We start from the raw sequence: 17,475 nt of genomic DNA on the forward strand, positions 1-17,475 counted from the left end.
CAACGTCAGTTTTCAATAATACTGAGAAAAACCCTTTGCGAGACAATTCTATGAGTCGATTTCGTCCTGTCGAATTACGCCACGCCAGTCGTCTGCTCAATCATGGTCCCACGGTACTGATCACCAGCCGCGATGAGGTCAGCAACCGGCGCAATATCATGGCCGCCGCATGGTCGATGCCCGTTGAGTTTGATCCGCCTCGTCTCGCCATTGTGGTCGATAAAACGGCCTGGTCGCGGGAATTAATTGAGCGCAGCGGCCTGTTCGGTATTGTCATTCCCGGTGTTGCCGCCACTAACTGGACTTACGCCGTTGGCAGCGTTTCCGGGCGCGATGAAGACAAATTCAACTGTTACGGCATTCCGGTGGTCAAAGGCCCCGTACTGGGACTGCCGGTCGTCGAAGAAAAATGTCTGGCATGGATGGAATGCCGCCTCCTCCCCGCCACCGCTGCGCAGGAGAAATACGATACCTTATTCGGTGAAGTGGTTTCTGCCGCCGCCGATGAACGGGTGTTTGTCGAAGGCCGTTGGCAGTTCGATGACGACAAACTCAACACCCTGCATCATCTTGGCGCCGGTACATTTGTCACCAGCGGCAAACGCGTGACGGCGGGCTAACTACGCCCTCACCACCGTGATCCCCTTCGCGTTTATCGCGCGGATCCAGCTTTCGTCGGTATTCTCTTCCACGACGACCGTATTAATCAGCGATACGTCGCCAATGGCAAAAGGAGACGCGGTGCTGATCTTCTCCGGTGACGCCAGGACGATAGTTTCTGCGGCTCTGGCGGAAAATGCACGTTTGATGCACGCTTCTTCGTAATCTCCCGTGGTTAACCCCGCTTCCGGGTGAATCCCCGTCACGCCCATGAAAAAGAGATCGGCCTGAATGTTACGCATTCCTTCAACCGTCGCCGCGCCTACCGTGACAATGGAGTGCTTATACACGCGGCCACCGATGAGGATGATCTCGATAAGCGGATGATTGACCAGCCCTAATGCGATGCCCGGACTGTGGGTCACCACGGTAATGTTTAAATCTTCCGGCAGACAGGCGATCAGTTCTGTTGTTGTCGTCCCACCATCAATGATTACCACCTGACCGGGGGAAATCAGCGTAGCCCCTTTTTGCGCCACGCGCTTTTTGGCGTCGGTTTTCAATGACTTTCGTTCAAGAAAAGGCGCCGTCGCACCAGACGATGGCAGCGCCCCGCCGTGTACACGCTGCAGAAATCCTTCCGCGGCAAGTTCACGTAAATCGCGGCGGATCGTGTCTTCGGAAACCGCGAACCGGTTACTGAGCGTTTTCGATAACACTTGACCTTCGGCGGCCAGCAGTTCAAGGATCAATTTCTTTCGCTGATCGGTAAGCATAGGGTTATTCCTGAATGTGCACGATTGATCTTGATCGTACACGAATTTGCTGTTTATGATACGTACTCTACAAATACAACGGCCTTCAGGCAACTAAAACGTGCAGAAATGTGCATTTCTGCCTACGACAACAAAGAGTGAGGATATCATGACAGCACAACTCATTTTAATCGCCGGCCCTTATCGCAGCGGTACCGACGGAAACCAGGCACTGATCGACGCCAACCTTCATCGTCTCGAAGCCGCTGCACTGGAGGTATACCAACGCGGACACATTCCGCTGATTGGCGAATGGCTCGCGTTGCCGCTGGCAAAGGCGGCAGGTTCCATGTCGTTAGATGATGAGATCAGCGAAGCGATGCTCTACCCGGTCGCCCACCGACTCATTACCCGCTGTGACGCGATTTACCGGATTGCAGGGGCATCTAAAGGTGCCGACATGGATATCGAGGTCGCCCGCCAGCATGGACTGACAATTTATACCTCAGTCAATGACATTCCACAGAACGGATGAAAGGTAGACAACAGGTAAAAAGGAGCGAGCCGCCTGGAGAAAGGGATAAATTTGAGTTCTGATTCAATGTCGTCACGCGATAACCCGATGCGGCCCGGTCAACCTTCGTGACCGGGCTTTTGTATTACATGCTGTAGCCTGGCTTTTTAATCAGCACGTCCATTTGCGGTTCAATCTCGCGCTCCCAGACGCCCTGCCACTGATCCTCCGGAACTTCAGTCAGCGCCACGCTCACTGAGCGCTCCTTGCTTTTCAGATGACGGATGATCACCTCAGTTATATCATCGGCCAGCGCCGCTTTTTGTTCATCATTCAGGTCGCGCGGAAAACATTTAATATCAACGTGTGGCATAGCAGGTTCCTTATTGTCAGTGTGACGTTAACGCTAGCACACTCGACAACATGCATGTGTCGGTTTATGCGGATTCACGCTCGATCAGGTGAAAACCGATATCGATAATGGCCTCTTCCACTGCCGCTTGTTCAATGCGATTCGCCAGCAGCGTGGCGGCGCGCTGACCAATGGCGCGGCGGTCGACGCTGTCGGTGGTGATCGACGGGCGATTGCTGGCGGCAAAATCGAGGTCGCCAAAACCGATGACGGCCAAATCCAGCGGAATACGTCATCCACGGCTTTCCGCTTCCATCATTGCCCCCTCCGCCAGGGTATCGGAACTGCAGACAATCACGTCAAATTCCCCTTCGCTGAAGAGTTTAGTGTGCGTTTACCCGCCACTCCCGTTGCTTTCAGAGGATCCCATTGTTTTTCAACACCTGACGTAATTCTGCCCGCTGACACACGGCGTCCGCTATTGCGCTGATATTCGGCGTATTATCCTGAAACCAGTCATGCCCCGGCCCCCAGGTGCGCATCACGCACAGATAACAATCGAGCAGCGTTAACTGTTCGCCGAAAGCATACGGTTCCGCGCTGAGCCGATCGTTGAGCCAGAGATAGAGTGATTTACGGTATTCAATACAGTTCTTTTTCAACTCTGCGGGCGCATCAGGCGCCCAGCGTTCCGGGTAGTCGGCATACGTAAATGTCGGATAGATATTGGCCACCAGCCAGATCAACAGACGCTGAAACTGCTGACGCTCGCTGCGTCCGATGGGCGGTGCCAGATCGGGGCGACGATCGAGGACCATCAGCGCGATGGCGGCTGTTTCAGTCATTACTTCACCATTTTCAAGCGTCAGCGTCGGTACCTGACACAGCGGATTGATTTTTTGCAACAGATCTCGCTGTGGCCCTTCGCTGTCAAAGCCACTGACATCGACAAAACGATACGGAATATCCGCCAGCGTAAGCATTAATTCGCTGATCGCTGAACCCCACCCAGGCGCGCCATAAACCTTTATCATACTGCCTCCTGCAGGTTAAAACTCTAAGTGTAGAGTAACCTGCATTTCTGGCATGGCTTTCTCACTGTTCTTCCCGTCTGCCCCCTACGAAAATTAATAGGTCTGTAAAACTTATGATGTTAACCGTAATTGCACAATCATATTGTCTTTTTGTCATTTTTTTATCGGTCAGGTTTTACTTAAGGGAGCACACCCACCTTCACAGGTTACGCAGATGTATTTATTTTTCATTTTAATGACATCACAGTTTAATTAAAGCCTGTAAATTTCATTTTAAATACTTTCGCCATTCTTATGTTTAGTAGAGAATGCAGCATTCTAAATACATCAATCTTTATTATCCGTCAGCCCAGGCTGACGGACTTTTGTGTTTATTCCGCACAGCATCACCAGGAGTCTTTCATGAGAAGTAACATCCCTGTTACACAGAAAGAGTATTTACTTAACGAGAAAACGACGCTGTTATCGACAACGAATACGCAAAGCCATATTACCTATGCGAATTCAGCGTTTATCGACGCCAGCGGATTTGGCGAAAATCAACTGATGGGCGAGCCGCACAATATCATCCGTCACCCGGATATGCCGCCTGCTGCATTTGCCGATATGTGGTTTACCCTGCAACAGGGCGACAGCTGGACCGGCATGGTCAAGAACCGCCGTCATAACGGCGATCATTACTGGGTTCGCGCCAACGTCACCCCCGTCTGGCATAACGAACAATTAACCGGATACATCTCGGTACGTACCGTTCCCGCGCGACAGGAAATTGAGCAAAGCGAGCAGCTTTATCACAAGATAAATAATAACAATTTCAAGGGGCATCGTTTATTTAAGGGAATTATTATCCGTCGTGGTGTACTGGCTTGTTTGTCGGCATTTAAATGGTTGTCCATCCGTCAACGTGTCAATTATGCTATCGGTATCAGTCTGTTTCTCACCTTGGGTATTATTTTCTTAGCCATTAATCCGCTTATTCAGGCAGGCGCATTTACCCTCTTATTTTTGCTGCTGGCTATTTACCTTAAGTATCAAATTTGTCATCCGGTTAAACAGATCCTGGCCCAGATGCAGAAAGTGGTCGCCGGGCGAAAGCCCGACAGCATTCATTTAAATCGTGTCGATGAACTGGGGATGATGATGCGTCTGGTTAATCAGGCCGGATTAAATCTGAATTCACTGGTGGATGATGTGAGTACGCAAATTGCCGGGATTCAGGAAATCAGCAAGCGCGTCAGTCAGGAAGGCACGGCGTTGCATAAGCGTTCCGAAGAGACCTCGGCCAATCTACAACAAACTGCGGCAGCCATTGAAGAGATTGGCAGCGCAGTACAGCAAACGGCGGATACCGCCGCACAAACCATGACGATGGCGGACAGAACCAGCGCTAACGCCAGCGAAGGGGGCGATTTTATGAAGCAGACGATCGGCATGATGCAGTCGATTTCCCGTGATAACGGGCAGATCGTCGACATCATTGGCGTGATCGACAGTATTGCTTTCCAGACCAATATCCTCGCGCTTAACGCAGCGGTCGAAGCCGCGCGCGCCGGTGAGTCCGGACGTGGGTTTGCGGTCGTTGCCGCCGAGGTGCGGAATCTGGCGCAACACTCCGCGTCGGCAGCCAAAGAGATTACTTCGCTGATTGAGAAGAACGTCGCCAACGTTAATGCCGGCGTGAGCATGGTTGAGCAGACGGAAACCCATCTGACCGGGATGATCGAGGACGTGTTCCAGATGTCGACCATGATCAGAGAAATTGGCCTTGCGACGCGTGAACAAACCCAGGCGCTGGAACTGATCAACGATTCGATCTCCCGCATCGGGACCATGACCGATAACAACGCCGCGATGGTGGAAAGCGTCAGGGATGCCGCCGGCAGTCTTTCCAGGCGCTCCTCACGCCTGCAACAGGCGGTGAGCGTCTTCGGCACCTCCGCCTAATCCCCCTCCCGCTCTGCCTGTTCAGAGCGGGATTCCACTTCAGTTTTGGTTGATTATTACGCAATCTGATCATTTTAAATGGACTATTTTGCACCGTTTATTATTTGCAGGTAGGATGCTCCGCCGGTGGTGTTATCCCTACCCAGAATGACGGGAAGCATCACCGGCGTCGCGCCGGGGAGTTGCGGCAAAAGGTTCGATTTTTCAGACAGGTAAACAGGTAACGTAATGAATACACAAGAAACAACGGTGTCGGAGCAGCACGCGGCGAAACGACGCTGGTTGAATGCCCATGAAGAGGGGTATCACAAAGTGATGGGCAACCGTCAGGTCCAGATGATCGCCATCGGCGGCGCCATTGGGACCGGATTATTTTTGGGCGCCGGTGCGCGCCTGCAAATGGCAGGCCCCGCGCTGGCGCTGGTCTATCTGGTCTGCGGGATCTTTTCATTCTTTATTTTGCGCGCATTGGGCGAACTGGTTTTACACCGCCCTTCCAGTGGTAGCTTCGTGTCGTATGCCCGTGAATTTCTCGGTGAGAAAGCCGCCTACGTCGCGGGATGGATGTACTTCATCAACTGGGCAATGACGGGTATCGTCGATATCACCGCCGTCGCGCTGTATATGCATTACTGGGGGGCGTTTGGTGATGTTCCGCAGTGGGTTTTCGCCCTTGGCGCGCTGGCGATCGTCGGCACCATGAACATGATTGGCGTGAAGTGGTTTGCGGAGATGGAGTTCTGGTTTGCACTGGTCAAAGTGCTGGCCATTGTACTCTTTCTGGTGGTCGGGACGATTTTCCTCGGCTCGGGTAAACCGCTGGACGGTAACGCCACCGGTTTTCATCTGATTACCGATAACGGCGGATTCTTCCCCCACGGCCTGCTGCCGGCGCTGGTGCTGGTACAAGGGGTGGTCTTTGCCTTTGCGTCTATCGAACTGGTGGGAACCGCCGCCGGTGAATGTAAAGATCCGCAGACGATGGTGCCTAAAGCCATCAACAGCGTGATCTGGCGTATCGGCCTGTTCTACGTCGGTTCTGTGGTACTGCTGGTGCTGCTGTTGCCATGGAACGCCTATCAGGCGGGACAAAGCCCGTTTGTGACTTTCTTCTCGAAGCTCGGCGTGCCTTACATTGGCAGCATTATGAACATCGTCGTGCTGACTGCCGCCCTCTCCAGCCTGAACTCCGGCCTCTATTGCACCGGGCGCATTTTGCGTTCGATGGCGATGGGCGGATCTGCGCCAAAATTCATGAGTAAGATGAGTCGTCAGCATGTGCCCTACGCGGGAATTCTGGCGACGCTGGCGGTGTACGTTGTTGGAGTTTTTCTCAACTATCTGGTGCCATCGCAGGTCTTCGAAATCGTGCTGAACTTTGCGTCACTGGGGATCATCGCTTCATGGGGCTTTATTGTGGTCTGCCAGCTGCGTCTGCGTCAGGCAATCAAAGAAGGAAAAGCCGCCGATGTCAGCTTCAAACTGCCTGGCGCGCCGTTTACCTCGTGGTTAACGCTGCTGTTCCTGTTGAGCGTGCTGGTCCTGATGGCCTTCGATTATCCGAACGGGACATGGACCATTGCTTCCCTGCCGCTGATTGCCATCCTGCTGGTCGCCGGTTGGTACGGCGTGCGTAAGCGAGTGGCGGAAATACACCGCAGCGCGCCATAAACAACAAGGCCTGCACACGGTGCAGGCCTTTTACTTTACAGGGCGATGCGAATCACATCATCCGGTTCAGTGGCTTCTTTCTCACGCGTAGATTTCTGCTTCACGCTTACGTACAGCGTTTTGCCATCGGCGGACAGCGCCAGGCTGTTCGGGAAGGTTGGCGTATCAAACGTTTTCACCACGTTGTAACTCTTCGCGTCAATCACGCTCACTTTACCCGCCTGACGGTGCGTGACGTACACTTCGTTACGCGTTGGGTTGAACAGAATGGCCAGCGACTCCGGCGCCGCGACTTTCGCCAGCACGTTGCCGTTGCGGGTATCGACAACCACCACTTCAGCCGCTTTTGAGTCGGTCACAAATGCGCGATGACCTGCTGTATCAAGGCTCAGGTTGATGAAGAAATGTTCTTTGCCATCCTCCAACAGTTTTTTACGGCTGAGGATCTTGTTGGTGGCAGTATCGATAGTAATGAATTCGCCATCGGCATTGGTGGTGTACAGACGTTTCGCCTGGCTGTCGATCGCCAGGCCCGCGCCCATTTTACCGGTATTCTGGATCGTCTCTTTCAGCGCAATTTTTTCGCCATCCACCACCCAAATCACGCTCTCTTTACCGAGACCACTGATATAAACCGTATTGGTCGCTTCATCGACAACCAGCTCACGCGGCTGCAGCGGACGTACCTCTTCTGAGCGCTTACGGGCGTCGAGAACCAGTCGCCCTTTCACTTCACTCGTTTTCGCATCAATGGCCGTCACCGCACTGTTGACCGTGTTGCCAAACCACAGCGTCTGGGTCGCATTATTGATGGTGGCACCAAACGGTTTGAGATCGTTGTGGATAACCTGCGTGACGTCCAGCGTCACCGGATCAAGACGATAGACGATACCGCCCTTGTCCAGTTTGCGGCTTTGCGAGGTCGCCAGCCACAGGGCGTTTTCCTGCTGGCTGAAGGCCATTTCGTAGGCGCCTTTGCCCACACCTTTACGCAGCAGGTCTTCTGCAGCCTGAGCGCTGAATGAAGAAGCAACCAGCAGTGAACCTAACAGCAATGAACCCCGCAGACGCGGTGAGAACAGATGACGAAAATGCATGACGACTCCCTTTGATAAATAGCTATTTTGCTGCTTCACATCGCTTCAACGAGCAACATCCTGGTATTGCTCTTGTTTATAGATGGGAATGGTAATCATTATTCATGTGAATGTGGAGCATTTATTCGCATTCTGGCTACAATCTTCTTAATTTCCCCATTAATTTTTAACGCATCGTGCCGTTAAAATTTTCAAATATTTACAAATCCATTAACATAGAACTTACATACCTCTGGGTACGTTCAATTTAACTGGCCTTTTTCATGAATATTATTTCCACACGACATATCGCAGTACCCGCACTTTTTCTCCCGCTTGTGTTCTCATCGTCGGTTATGGCAGATGAGGCTGGCGATGACCAGACAATGATCGTCAGCGCTTCACCCCAGGCGATATCAGAACTGGATACCCCTGCAGCCGTCAGCGTCGTTGACGGTGAAGATATGCGTCTGGCCGCGCCGCGCATCAACCTGTCGGAATCACTGACCCGCGTGCCGGGACTTCAGGTGCAAAACCGGCAAAACTATGCGCAGGATTTGCAGATCTCGATGCGTGGGTTCGGCTCCCGATCCACCTATGGGATCCGCGGCATTCGTCTGTATGTGGACGGCATTCCGGCGACGATGCCGGACGGTCAGGGGCAGACCTCGAACATCGACCTCAGCAGCGTACAGAACGTTGAAGTGCTGCGCGGTCCCTTCTCTGCGCTATACGGTAATGCTTCCGGCGGCGTGATGAATGTCACGACCCAAACCGGTCAACAGCCGCCGACGATAGAAGCGAGCAGCTATTACGGTAGTTTCGGGAGCTGGCGTTATGGGCTGAAAGCCACGGGCGCGATGGGTGATGGTACTCAGGCGGGCGACGTGGATTACACGGTCTCCACTACCCGTTTCACCACCCACGGCTATCGCGATCGCAGCGGCGCGCAAAAAAATCTGGCCAACGCAAAACTGGGCGTACGTATCGATGACGCCAGCAAGCTGAGTCTGATTTTCAATAGCGTCGATATTAAAGCCGACGATCCGGGTGGTCTGACTGAAGCGGAATGGCGGGCGGACCCTCAACAATCCCCCCGCGCTGAACAATACAACACGCGCAAAACCATCAAGCAGACCCAGGCCGGATTGCGTTATGAACGCCAGCTCAGCGCGCAGGATGACATGAGCATCATGATGTACGCCGGAGAGCGCGAAACCACGCAGTATCAGTCGATACCTATGGCGCCACAGCGTCGCCCCTCTCATGCGGGCGGCGTGATCGCTTTGCAGCGCCATTACCAGGGTATCGACAGTCGCTGGACGCATCGCGGTGAACTGGGCGTCCCCGTAATCTTCACCACCGGTTTGAACTACGAAAACATGAGCGAAAACCGCAAAGGCTATAACAACTATCGACTGAACAATGGCGTACCGGAGTACGGTCAGAAAGGCGATCTGCGCCGCGATGAACGTAACCTGATGTGGAACGTGGATCCCTATCTGCAAACCCAGTGGCAACTGACCGACAAACTCTCGCTGGATGCTGGCGTGCGCTACAGTTCGGTGTGGTTCGATTCCAACGATCATTACGTCACGCCAGGCAATGGCGATGACAGCGGTGACGCCAGTTACCATCAGTGGTTACCTGCCGGTTCGCTGAAATACGCCTTAACCGACGCCTGGAACGTCTATCTCGCCGCGGGCCGGGGCTTCGAAACGCCGACCATCAACGAGCTTTCTTACCGTGCAGACGGGCAAAGCGGGATGAATTTTGGTCTCAAACCTTCAACCAACGATACGGTGGAAATCGGCAGCAAAACCCGGATCGGCGATGGATTGCTGACGGCGGCGCTTTTCCAGACCGATACCGACGATGAACTGGTCGTTGATTCCAGTAGCGGCGGACGCACGACCTATAAGAATGCCGGGAAGACGCGCCGCCAGGGTGCGGAGCTCGCCTGGGATCAACGCTTTGCCGGAAACTGGCGGTTCAACGCTTCCTGGACCTGGCTGGATGCCACTTATCGCAGTAACGTGTGTCGCGACCAGAACTGCAATGGCAACCGAATGCCCGGCATCGCGCGGAACATGGGGTTTGCTTCGCTGGGCTACGTGCCTGATGAAGGTTGGTACGCAGGAGCCGAAGCGCGCTATATGGGCGATATCATGGCTGACGATGAGAACACCGCCAAAGCCCCGTCTTATACTGTTGTCGGCCTGAATACCGGCTATAAATTCACCGTCAGCAGCCTGACGGTGGACGTGTTCGGTCGTGTCGATAATCTGTTCGACAAAGAGTATGTCGGCTCAGTTATCGTGAATGAATCGAATGGCCGTTACTACGAACCGGCGCCAGGACGAAACTACGGTGTAGGTGTCAATCTGGCCTGGCGTTTTGAGTAAAATCGATTATTCATAACGTACTAGCGGGGATATTCCCCGCTATATTTAAGCCAGGCTTAATGATGGTACTGTTGTTTAATTATCGCTACATTTTTATTGATAAGGTCAATTAAACAATGACGGCTGGCGTCTTTATTTCCCGCCGCCATCGCATTCAGCAATTCCTGATAATGCCCGACGTTGTGTTGATAAGCGTCATGCTTCGCCCTGTCATAGAGAAAATGCAGACTCGGCCCCATGCGTACCCAAAGCTGTTCGATCATTTCGACCAGGGTAGGCATATTCGCAAACTGATAGATTTTGAAGCGCAGCGCCCGGTTTGCCAGCAGGCGATCCTCGACCGTACCGCTCTCGTGGGCCAGCTGATAGTCCGCCAGAAGCGCTTGCAGAATCTCCATCCGCTCCGCCGTCACCTCGTCCGTCGCCGTCATTACCGCCATGCCTTCAAGCTCGCAGCGGATGTGTATGATTTCGCTAAACCGCGTCATTGTAATATCCGGAACCATAAAGGCTTGTGCAGGCGCGATAGCCAATGCGTTTGCGGAGACCAGGCGTAATAGCGCTTCCCGAACCGGGGTGATACTGATCCCCAGCTCCTGCGCGATATTTTTAGTGATTAGCCTGGTGCCAGGACGTAATGCGCCAATGCTTAATTTGTCTTTTAGCCCTCTTTCAACTTGCGTGGTCAAACTTATATGTTGCGTTTTTTCCATACCAGGCATTCTGTTTCTTCACCTCATAACATAGCCAATCGCAATTAAGCTAAATCGCCTAATTGATATAAATATCGCCTGGTTTAAAAAATGTGAAACGTAATGAATAGTACTTTACCCGCGTTTTATTAACAACGCCGACAGATTATTCGTCGGTTACGCGGTGATATATACCCTAAATAATTAAAGCTGGAATTTAAAAATTTGCCCATTTTTTTATGGCGGCTCTCGCCGCCAGGTATGGTTTACGCGTCGTCGGCGAGGCGTATCACCACTTTACCAAAGTTTTTACCGGTCAACAGGCCGATAAAGGTTTGCGGCGCGTTCTCCAGTCCGTCGGTAACCTGCTCACGATAATGGATTTTCCCCTCTTTCACCCAGCGTCCCATCTCCTGCTGGAATTCGTGAAGACGATGTCCGTAATCCTGACCGATGATAAAGCCCTGCATACGGATCCGTTTTTTCAGCAGGGTCGCCATCAGCAGCGGCAGTCTGTCAGGCCCAGCCGGTAAGTTTGTCGCGTTATAACCGCTGACCAGACCACAAAGAGGAATTCGCGCCGAGGTGTTCAGTAACGGCAGCACGGCATCAAACACTTTCCCGCCCACGTTTTCGTAGTAGACATCAATGCCTTGCGGGCAGGCTTTCGCCAGTTGTTCAGCAAAATCGCTGGCATGATGGTCCAGACAGAGATCGAAGCCCAGCACCTCGGTAGCATGACGGCATTTTTCCGCTCCGCCAGCCACGCCCACCACGCGACAGCCCTTCAGTTTCCCAATTTGTCCAACCGTGGCGCCGACAGGCCCCGTGGCGGCCGCTACGACCAGCGTCTCGCCCGCTTTTGGCTGGCCGATGTCCAGTAATCCCATATAGGCGGTGAATCCAGGCATCCCCAGCACGCCGAGCGCCCACGACGGATTTTCAGGATTGTCTCCAAGCTTCACCAGCCCCGTGCCGTCGGAAATATCGTAATCCTGCCAGCCGCTGTAACTCAGCACCCATTCACCCGGTTTATAATCGGGGTGATTTGACGCCACCACACGACTGACGGTGCCGCCCACCATCACTCCGCCAATCTCCACCGGCGGTGAGTATGACGGCTCATCGCTCATGCGCCCACGCATATACGGATCGAGCGACAGATAAATGGTGCGCAGTAAAACCTGGCCTTCACCAGGGGTGGCGACATCGTCCTCTTCCAGACGGAAATTCTCTGCCACCGGTGCGCCATGGGGTCGGGATGCTAATACCCAGCGACGATTACGGTGTGTTTGTTGAGCCATGATGTTCTCCTCTGCTTTTAGCATGAATCCATCAATAGTAGCAGGCCGCGGCGGTCATTCACTCCCGGCCTGGTTTAAGCGCACAACGAGGTAAACACAGGGTTGCGTCGTCTCATTGATAAAACGACAGTCATTCGGCGGCCCCAGTTCCAGGCAGTCACCCGCCTTCATCTCGTGGCGCGTGTCACCTTCCATAAACACCAGTTCGCCCTGCTGCAGCCAGATCAGTTGCCGGGCCTGCACATACGATGAGGCAGGCATCGGGATATCGCTGCCCGCCGGCAATTCAATTTGCACCAGATCGATCGGCAAATCGCTGCGCGGCGACACATGGCGGCGCAGATAGTGGCTTTGCGGGTCGCGCCAGACGGGCTGATCATCGAAACGGGACAGTTTGCCCTCCTGCATTTCAGCACGGGCAATCAGCGTGGACATACTGATGCCAAACGCCCCGGAGAGCCTGCCAAGCAGCGTCGCCGTTGGACTGCTTTCACCGCGTTCAATTTTGTGGATCATCGCGCGCGACACACCCGCCCGTTCAGCCAGATCGGTGAGCGACCAGCTGCGGGATTCACGTTCAAGGCGAATTCTTGCGCTGATCCGTTGATTTATGCTGTCTTCAATAGTATTCATATCGTAATACTATAGTGTACAACCCCTGAGGTTCAACATGTCTATTCGATTCGCCAGCAAAGAGGACTGCGCCGCCATCGCAGAGATCTATAACCATGCGGTGCTGCACACGGCGGCCATCTGGAACGACCAGACGGTCGATACCGATAACCGCATCGCATGGTATGAGGCACGACAGGCGCTGGGTTATCCGGTACTGGTGAGCGTAGAAGGTGACGTTGTCACGGGATATGCCTCCTTTGGGGACTGGCGTAACTTTGATGGCTTCCGCCATACCGTCGAACATTCGGTTTATGTCCATCCGGATCATCAGGGAAAAGGGCTGGGACGCCAGTTACTGAGCCGGTTAATCGAGGAAGCTCGCCGCTGTGGTAAACATGTGATGGTTGCCGGTATCGAATCGCAAAACCTCGCCTCATTGCATTTACATGAAACGCTCGGGTTTAACACCACAGCGCAGATGCCGCAGGTAGGCACCAAATTTGGCCGCTGGCTGGATCTGACCTTTATGCAGTTGCAGCTTGACGATCGCCACGAACCGGACGCGCACGGATGAACCAGTCGCTCACCCTCACCTTTCTGATCGCCGCTGGTATCGGCCTGGTGGTGCAAAACACTCTGATGGTGCGGATTACGCAGACCTCATCGACCATCCTGATCGCCATGTTGCTGAACTCGCTGGTCGGAATTGTGCTGTTTGTCAGCATTCTGTGGTTCAAACAGGGAATGGCGGGATTTGGTGAACTGGCCGCCAGCGTGCGCTGGTGGACGCTGATTCCGGGTCTGCTGGGCTCGTTTTTCGTTTTCGCCAGCATTAGCGGCTATCAGCATGTGGGGGCTGCGACCACGATTGCGGTGCTGGTCGCCAGCCAGCTCATTGGCGGTCTCGTACTGGATATTTTGCGCAGTCACGGCGTCCCGCTAAGAGCCTTGATCGGCCCGGTCTGCGGCGCAGTGATGCTGGTGGTCGGCGCCTGGCTGGTGGCGAGACGCCAGTTTTAATGCCTGATGGCGCTACGCTTATCAGGCCTACACATATCCATCGCCATAGGCCAAGTCAGCGCAGCGTCATCCGGCACTACAGAGACTAAATCAAAGGATCGTGCCGCCTTTCGTGAGTTGTTCGCGACGCGCTTCCATATCTTCCTTATGCTGACGACCGTGATGCGCAATTGCGGTTCTTAGCCGCTGCTGCTGCGTGTAGCGATCGTCACGGCTTAACTGCGCATCATCGCTCAGGGCTATCAGCAGTTCATTCATATGGGTAATGACGCCCTCATCAATAGCGGCATCGACACGGGCGCTGATCTCATCCAGGTGCGACATAAAAACTCCTTAATTCAGTTTTGCTTTCGAAAAATCACTGCCCATCAGGCTGACGCTATAACCGGTCACGTTGCTGCGCGTGGCGTAGAACGTTTTGCCGTTTGCCAGCGCAATCCACGGCGCCTGCTGATAATAGATCTCTTGCGCCTGCTGGTAGAGTTTCACACGCTCTTCCGGCTTGCTGACCCGCTTCGCTTTCTGGACCAGTGAATCATACTCCTTATCACACCAACGTGCGGCATTCGATCCGGTTTTGATGCTGTTGCAACCCAGCAACACATCGGCAAAGTTGTCCGGGTCGCCGTTATCCGACATCCAGCCAAACAGCGCGCTGTCATGTTCGCCTTTACGCATACCGGAAAGGTATTCGCCCCACTCGTAAGAGACAATCTTCGCCTTCACGCCCACTTTTGCCCAGTCGCTTTGAATCATCTCGGCAATGCGTCGCGAGTTGGGGTTATACGGTCGCTGCACCGGCATCGACCAGAGCGTCACCTCAAACCCTTTTTCCTGCCCGGCCTGCTTCAGCAGCTCTTTCGCTTTTTCCGGATCGTATGCGTAATCCTTCAGTTCCGGGTTAAAACCCATCATATTCGGCGGGATCGGGGATTTTGCCACTTTCGCCGAATCGAGGAAAACGGCCTTCACAATCGCCTGTTTATCGGTGGCGTAGTTCAGCGCCTGACGCACCAGCACGTTATCAAACGGCTTTTTCTCGGTGTTGAAGGCCAGATAACCGACGTTGAGCGCCTCAACGGCATGCAGCGTCAGGTCTTTATTCTTTTTGATTTCGTCGAACTGTACCGGCGATGGCGCCGGGATAATCTGACATTCGTTGGTTTGCAGTTTCGCCATTCGCGTCTGCACGTTTGGCGTGATGGAGAAGATCAGATGCTTTGTCGGCACCTCTCCGTCCCAGTAATTCGGATTTGCCAGATAGCGAATTTGCGAATCCTGCTTGTACTGCTGGAGCACGTACGGCCCGGTACCAATCGGCCAGTTATCGACGTTTTCCGGTGTCCCTTTTTTCAGCATCGCGTCGGCGTATTCCGCCGAGAGGATCGAGGCAAAATCCATGCCCCAGTCGGCAAGAAACGCCGCATTTGGCTCGCTCAGCACAAACTGTACATGGTAATCATCGACCTTTTTCACCTCTTTAATCAGCTTATCGAAACCGACGTCGTTGAAATACTCATAGCTGCCCTGCGACACATTGTGGTACGGATGCGTGGCCTCTTTCTGGCGTAATACTGAGAAAATGACGTCATCGGCGTTGAAGTCGCGGGTCGGCTTGAAGAACTTGTTGCTGTTGAACTTCACGCCCTGACGCAGCGTAAAGGTGTAAGTTTTGCCATCCTCAGAAATGGTCCAGTCCGTGGCCAGCGACGGTACCGGCGTGTTTTTTACCGGGTCAAAATTGATCAGCCGGTTGTAGAGCACCTGCGAACTGGCGACAAACGACGGGCCAGAGCTGGCAATTTGCGGATTAAAGGATTCTGGCGAGGCTTCCGAGCAATAAACAATCGTGTCGTTATTTGCCGCAAACGCGGCTCCGGTCGGTAGCACTGCACTGAGCGCCAGTGCGAGCAGCGTTTTCCCTGTGGACATGATATGAACCTTCATCGTTATTATTGAGGGGGTTATAGGAGCATAGATTAAGAAAACTGAAAAATAACAAATCCGTCTCAGGTTATGCGAATCCGCACATTTTTGTTGGATCTTTCGCCACAGAATTTCCGTTAAGGCTTTTCGAAAACGTCAACGCCTCTATGCCCAGAAAATTCACCCCTTTTTGCCTCTCTTCCACCGTTTGCCTGAGCCACGAATCCGTAAAGTAGATGCGTGAAAAAGTCTTAGGGACCTTATCGTGGCAAAAACACTCTTGCGCAGCGGCAATCTGGATGATTATCAGGCCGTCGGCGGTGGCGGCCAGGCCGTCTTTGATTCAGCACTACAAATTCGTGAAACGCTCCGTCTGCGTAAACAGCAGGCGATGGTAGATTGTCTCGCCATTCCACAAGTCAACGACAGCGGCGATCGGGTTGACTGGTATTCCCCCCTTGAAGGCGTAGCCGTCGCGTGGAAAGCCGCCGATGAAGAGGCTCGCCTTCGCGCCCTGCGCTACCTTTCCGCGACGCTGGAAAGCGCTGCATCGCTGAGCCGCAAAAGCCTGCAGTCCGGGAAGACGTCACTGCAACTGTTTGGTTCGCTGCTGGAAAAGGCCGTCCAGTTTCCTGGTGAGAATCACGTTTTTCTGGTAGATGGCAAGCCGGTCATCACCTTTTGGGGATTTATCAATCTCAATGAGAACATCCGTGAGGAGGTACTGGAATGCCTGCGTATCCAGGAAGAACCCGAACCGGAAATTCACATTGAACCAGAACCTGTCGAAGAGCCCGCGCCTGAAGTGACGTTTGCCCAGGCGGATGAACCGCTGCTCTCTACGCCGATCGTACCGGTCAGCGAGCCTGACCCCGTGATTGCACCGCAGCCGGTTCCCGCGCTCGCGGAAGAAAAGGTGATGCCTGTTGCGGTTAAACCGTCACGTCGCCTGCCGCTCTGGAGTCTGCCCGTCGCCGCAGTGATCGTTGCCGCCATTGCCGCCCCGCTGCTGTGGAAAGCGCAGGCCCCCGCCATTGCAACGGAAGTGGTCAATGCGCCGCAGCCGGAAATGGCGCCTCTGCCAACGCTCACCGTCGCGCTGCCGCTGCATCAGGCAGAGGTCATTGCACCAGTGAAAAAAGAGAAACCTGCCGATGAGCCGGTGGTGATTGCCGCGATCCCGAAAGACGCGCTGGTGATGGATGCGAATCAGATGAAGGCTGGTACTACGCGCTTTCTCAACGGTAACTGGCGCGTCATGGTGGACGTGAAAGATCCCGTCACCGGTAAAGCGCCGTCTCTGCGTTACCAGATCCAGAACAATAAAGGCACGGCGCGCGTGGTTCACGGCGATAACATCGTCTGCCGCGCGGACCTCTTCTCAGGGCTGCATCAGAGCGGGGAATTAATGATTAAGAGTCGCGGCAATGCGCGCTGCACCGACGGTTCACGCTATCCAATGCCGGAAATCACCTGCAAAGCCGGGACTCATGATGTCGCCGTTTGTACCGCCCGCTTCGATGCGAAAGCCGCGATCCCGTTGACGTTCAAGAAGACAGGGGCCTGA

17 protein-coding genes and 1 pseudogene are annotated in these 17,475 nt (G+C 53.8%); 8 read left to right on the forward strand and 10 right to left on the reverse strand.

The window, feature by feature from the left end:
* Positions 1–50: 50 nt before the first annotated feature.
* Positions 51–620, forward strand: coding sequence for a flavin reductase family protein (locus HVX64_RS11945; protein ID WP_043000670.1), 570 nt, complete (start codon positions 51–53; stop codon positions 618–620).
* On the opposite strand, the gene HVX64_RS11950 is transcribed toward HVX64_RS11945, so the two are convergent.
* Complete coding sequence (locus HVX64_RS11950; protein ID WP_044257913.1) at positions 621–1,376, reverse strand: DeoR/GlpR family DNA-binding transcription regulator; 756 nt, start codon at positions 1,374–1,376, stop codon at positions 621–623.
* A gap of 148 nt (positions 1,377–1,524) precedes the next feature.
* Here HVX64_RS11950 and HVX64_RS11955 point away from each other — a divergent pair, with 148 nt between their 5' ends.
* Positions 1,525–1,890, forward strand: a complete 366-nt coding sequence (locus HVX64_RS11955; protein ID WP_043000668.1) for a DUF4406 domain-containing protein — start codon at positions 1,525–1,527, stop codon at positions 1,888–1,890.
* A 124-nt stretch (positions 1,891–2,014) separates the two neighbouring features.
* Here the strand turns inward: HVX64_RS11955 and pptA are convergent, their stop codons facing one another.
* From pptA to HVX64_RS11970, 3 genes and pseudogenes are all read right to left on the reverse strand, one after another.
* Positions 2,015–2,242: a tautomerase PptA gene (gene pptA / locus HVX64_RS11960; protein ID WP_044257912.1), complete on the reverse strand. Its 228-nt coding sequence runs from the start codon at positions 2,240–2,242 to the stop codon at positions 2,015–2,017.
* A gap of 64 nt (positions 2,243–2,306) precedes the next feature.
* Positions 2,307–2,609: pseudogene (locus HVX64_RS11965) on the reverse strand (substrate-binding domain-containing protein); the annotation flags it as partial.
* 28 nt (positions 2,610–2,637) lie between these two features.
* A complete protein-coding gene (locus HVX64_RS11970) occupies positions 2,638–3,255 on the reverse strand; it encodes a glutathione S-transferase family protein (RefSeq protein ID WP_043000665.1) in 618 nt (205 codons plus the stop codon).
* A 402-nt stretch (positions 3,256–3,657) separates the two neighbouring features.
* Between HVX64_RS11970 and HVX64_RS11975 the strand changes: the two genes are divergently transcribed.
* Complete coding sequence (locus tag HVX64_RS11975) at positions 3,658–5,199, forward strand: PAS domain-containing methyl-accepting chemotaxis protein (protein WP_043000664.1); 1,542 nt, start codon at positions 3,658–3,660, stop codon at positions 5,197–5,199.
* 228 nt (positions 5,200–5,427) lie between these two features.
* Entirely contained in the window at positions 5,428–6,870 is a 1,443-nt protein-coding gene (ansP, locus tag HVX64_RS11980) for an L-asparagine permease (protein ID WP_044257909.1), read from the forward strand.
* A gap of 35 nt (positions 6,871–6,905) precedes the next feature.
* Here the strand turns inward: ansP and HVX64_RS11985 are convergent, their stop codons facing one another.
* Positions 6,906–7,967 (reverse strand): YncE family protein, encoded by a 1,062-nt coding sequence (locus tag HVX64_RS11985; RefSeq protein WP_044257908.1) that lies wholly within the window; start codon positions 7,965–7,967, stop codon positions 6,906–6,908.
* Between the two features lie 263 nt (positions 7,968–8,230).
* Between HVX64_RS11985 and pqqU the strand changes: the two genes are divergently transcribed.
* Entirely contained in the window at positions 8,231–10,351 is a 2,121-nt protein-coding gene (pqqU, locus tag HVX64_RS11990) for a TonB-dependent receptor PqqU (protein ID WP_044257907.1), read from the forward strand.
* A gap of 56 nt (positions 10,352–10,407) precedes the next feature.
* Here the strand turns inward: pqqU and HVX64_RS11995 are convergent, their stop codons facing one another.
* From HVX64_RS11995 to HVX64_RS12005, 3 genes are all read right to left on the reverse strand, one after another.
* The gene (locus HVX64_RS11995; RefSeq protein WP_044257905.1) at positions 10,408–11,073 is read right to left on the reverse strand and encodes a GntR family transcriptional regulator; all 666 of its coding nucleotides are present in this window, start codon (positions 11,071–11,073) and stop codon (positions 10,408–10,410) included.
* A gap of 236 nt (positions 11,074–11,309) precedes the next feature.
* Positions 11,310–12,347: an NADP-dependent oxidoreductase gene (locus HVX64_RS12000; protein WP_044257903.1), complete on the reverse strand. Its 1,038-nt coding sequence runs from the start codon at positions 12,345–12,347 to the stop codon at positions 11,310–11,312.
* 54 nt (positions 12,348–12,401) lie between these two features.
* Positions 12,402–12,980, reverse strand: coding sequence for an XRE family transcriptional regulator (locus HVX64_RS12005; RefSeq protein ID WP_044257902.1), 579 nt, complete (start codon positions 12,978–12,980; stop codon positions 12,402–12,404).
* A gap of 37 nt (positions 12,981–13,017) precedes the next feature.
* Here HVX64_RS12005 and mddA point away from each other — a divergent pair, with 37 nt between their 5' ends.
* Both mddA and HVX64_RS12015 read left to right on the forward strand, forming a co-directional pair.
* On the forward strand, positions 13,018–13,536 hold the full coding sequence (gene mddA, locus HVX64_RS12010; RefSeq protein ID WP_044257899.1) for an L-methionine sulfoximine/L-methionine sulfone acetyltransferase: 519 nt from the start codon (positions 13,018–13,020) through the stop codon (positions 13,534–13,536).
* Positions 13,533–13,982 (forward strand): DMT family transporter, encoded by a 450-nt coding sequence (locus HVX64_RS12015; RefSeq protein WP_043000656.1) that lies wholly within the window; start codon positions 13,533–13,535, stop codon positions 13,980–13,982. The genes mddA and HVX64_RS12015 overlap by 4 nt, the downstream gene beginning before the upstream one ends.
* A 90-nt stretch (positions 13,983–14,072) precedes the next feature.
* On the opposite strand, the gene HVX64_RS12020 is transcribed toward HVX64_RS12015, so the two are convergent.
* Complete coding sequence (locus HVX64_RS12020) at positions 14,073–14,306, reverse strand: YdcY family protein (protein ID WP_043000655.1); 234 nt, start codon at positions 14,304–14,306, stop codon at positions 14,073–14,075.
* Between the two features lie 9 nt (positions 14,307–14,315).
* Entirely contained in the window at positions 14,316–15,914 is a 1,599-nt protein-coding gene (locus HVX64_RS12025) for an ABC transporter substrate-binding protein (RefSeq protein ID WP_044257897.1), read from the reverse strand.
* Between the two features lie 259 nt (positions 15,915–16,173).
* Here HVX64_RS12025 and HVX64_RS12030 point away from each other — a divergent pair, with 259 nt between their 5' ends.
* Positions 16,174–17,475, forward strand: a complete 1,302-nt coding sequence (locus tag HVX64_RS12030) for an SrfA family protein (protein WP_044257895.1) — start codon at positions 16,174–16,176, stop codon at positions 17,473–17,475.

Origin of the sequence: Citrobacter sp. RHB20-C16, from assembly GCF_013890155.1 — a bacterium.
Lineage (GTDB): Bacteria > Pseudomonadota > Gammaproteobacteria > Enterobacterales > Enterobacteriaceae > Citrobacter_A > Citrobacter_A amalonaticus.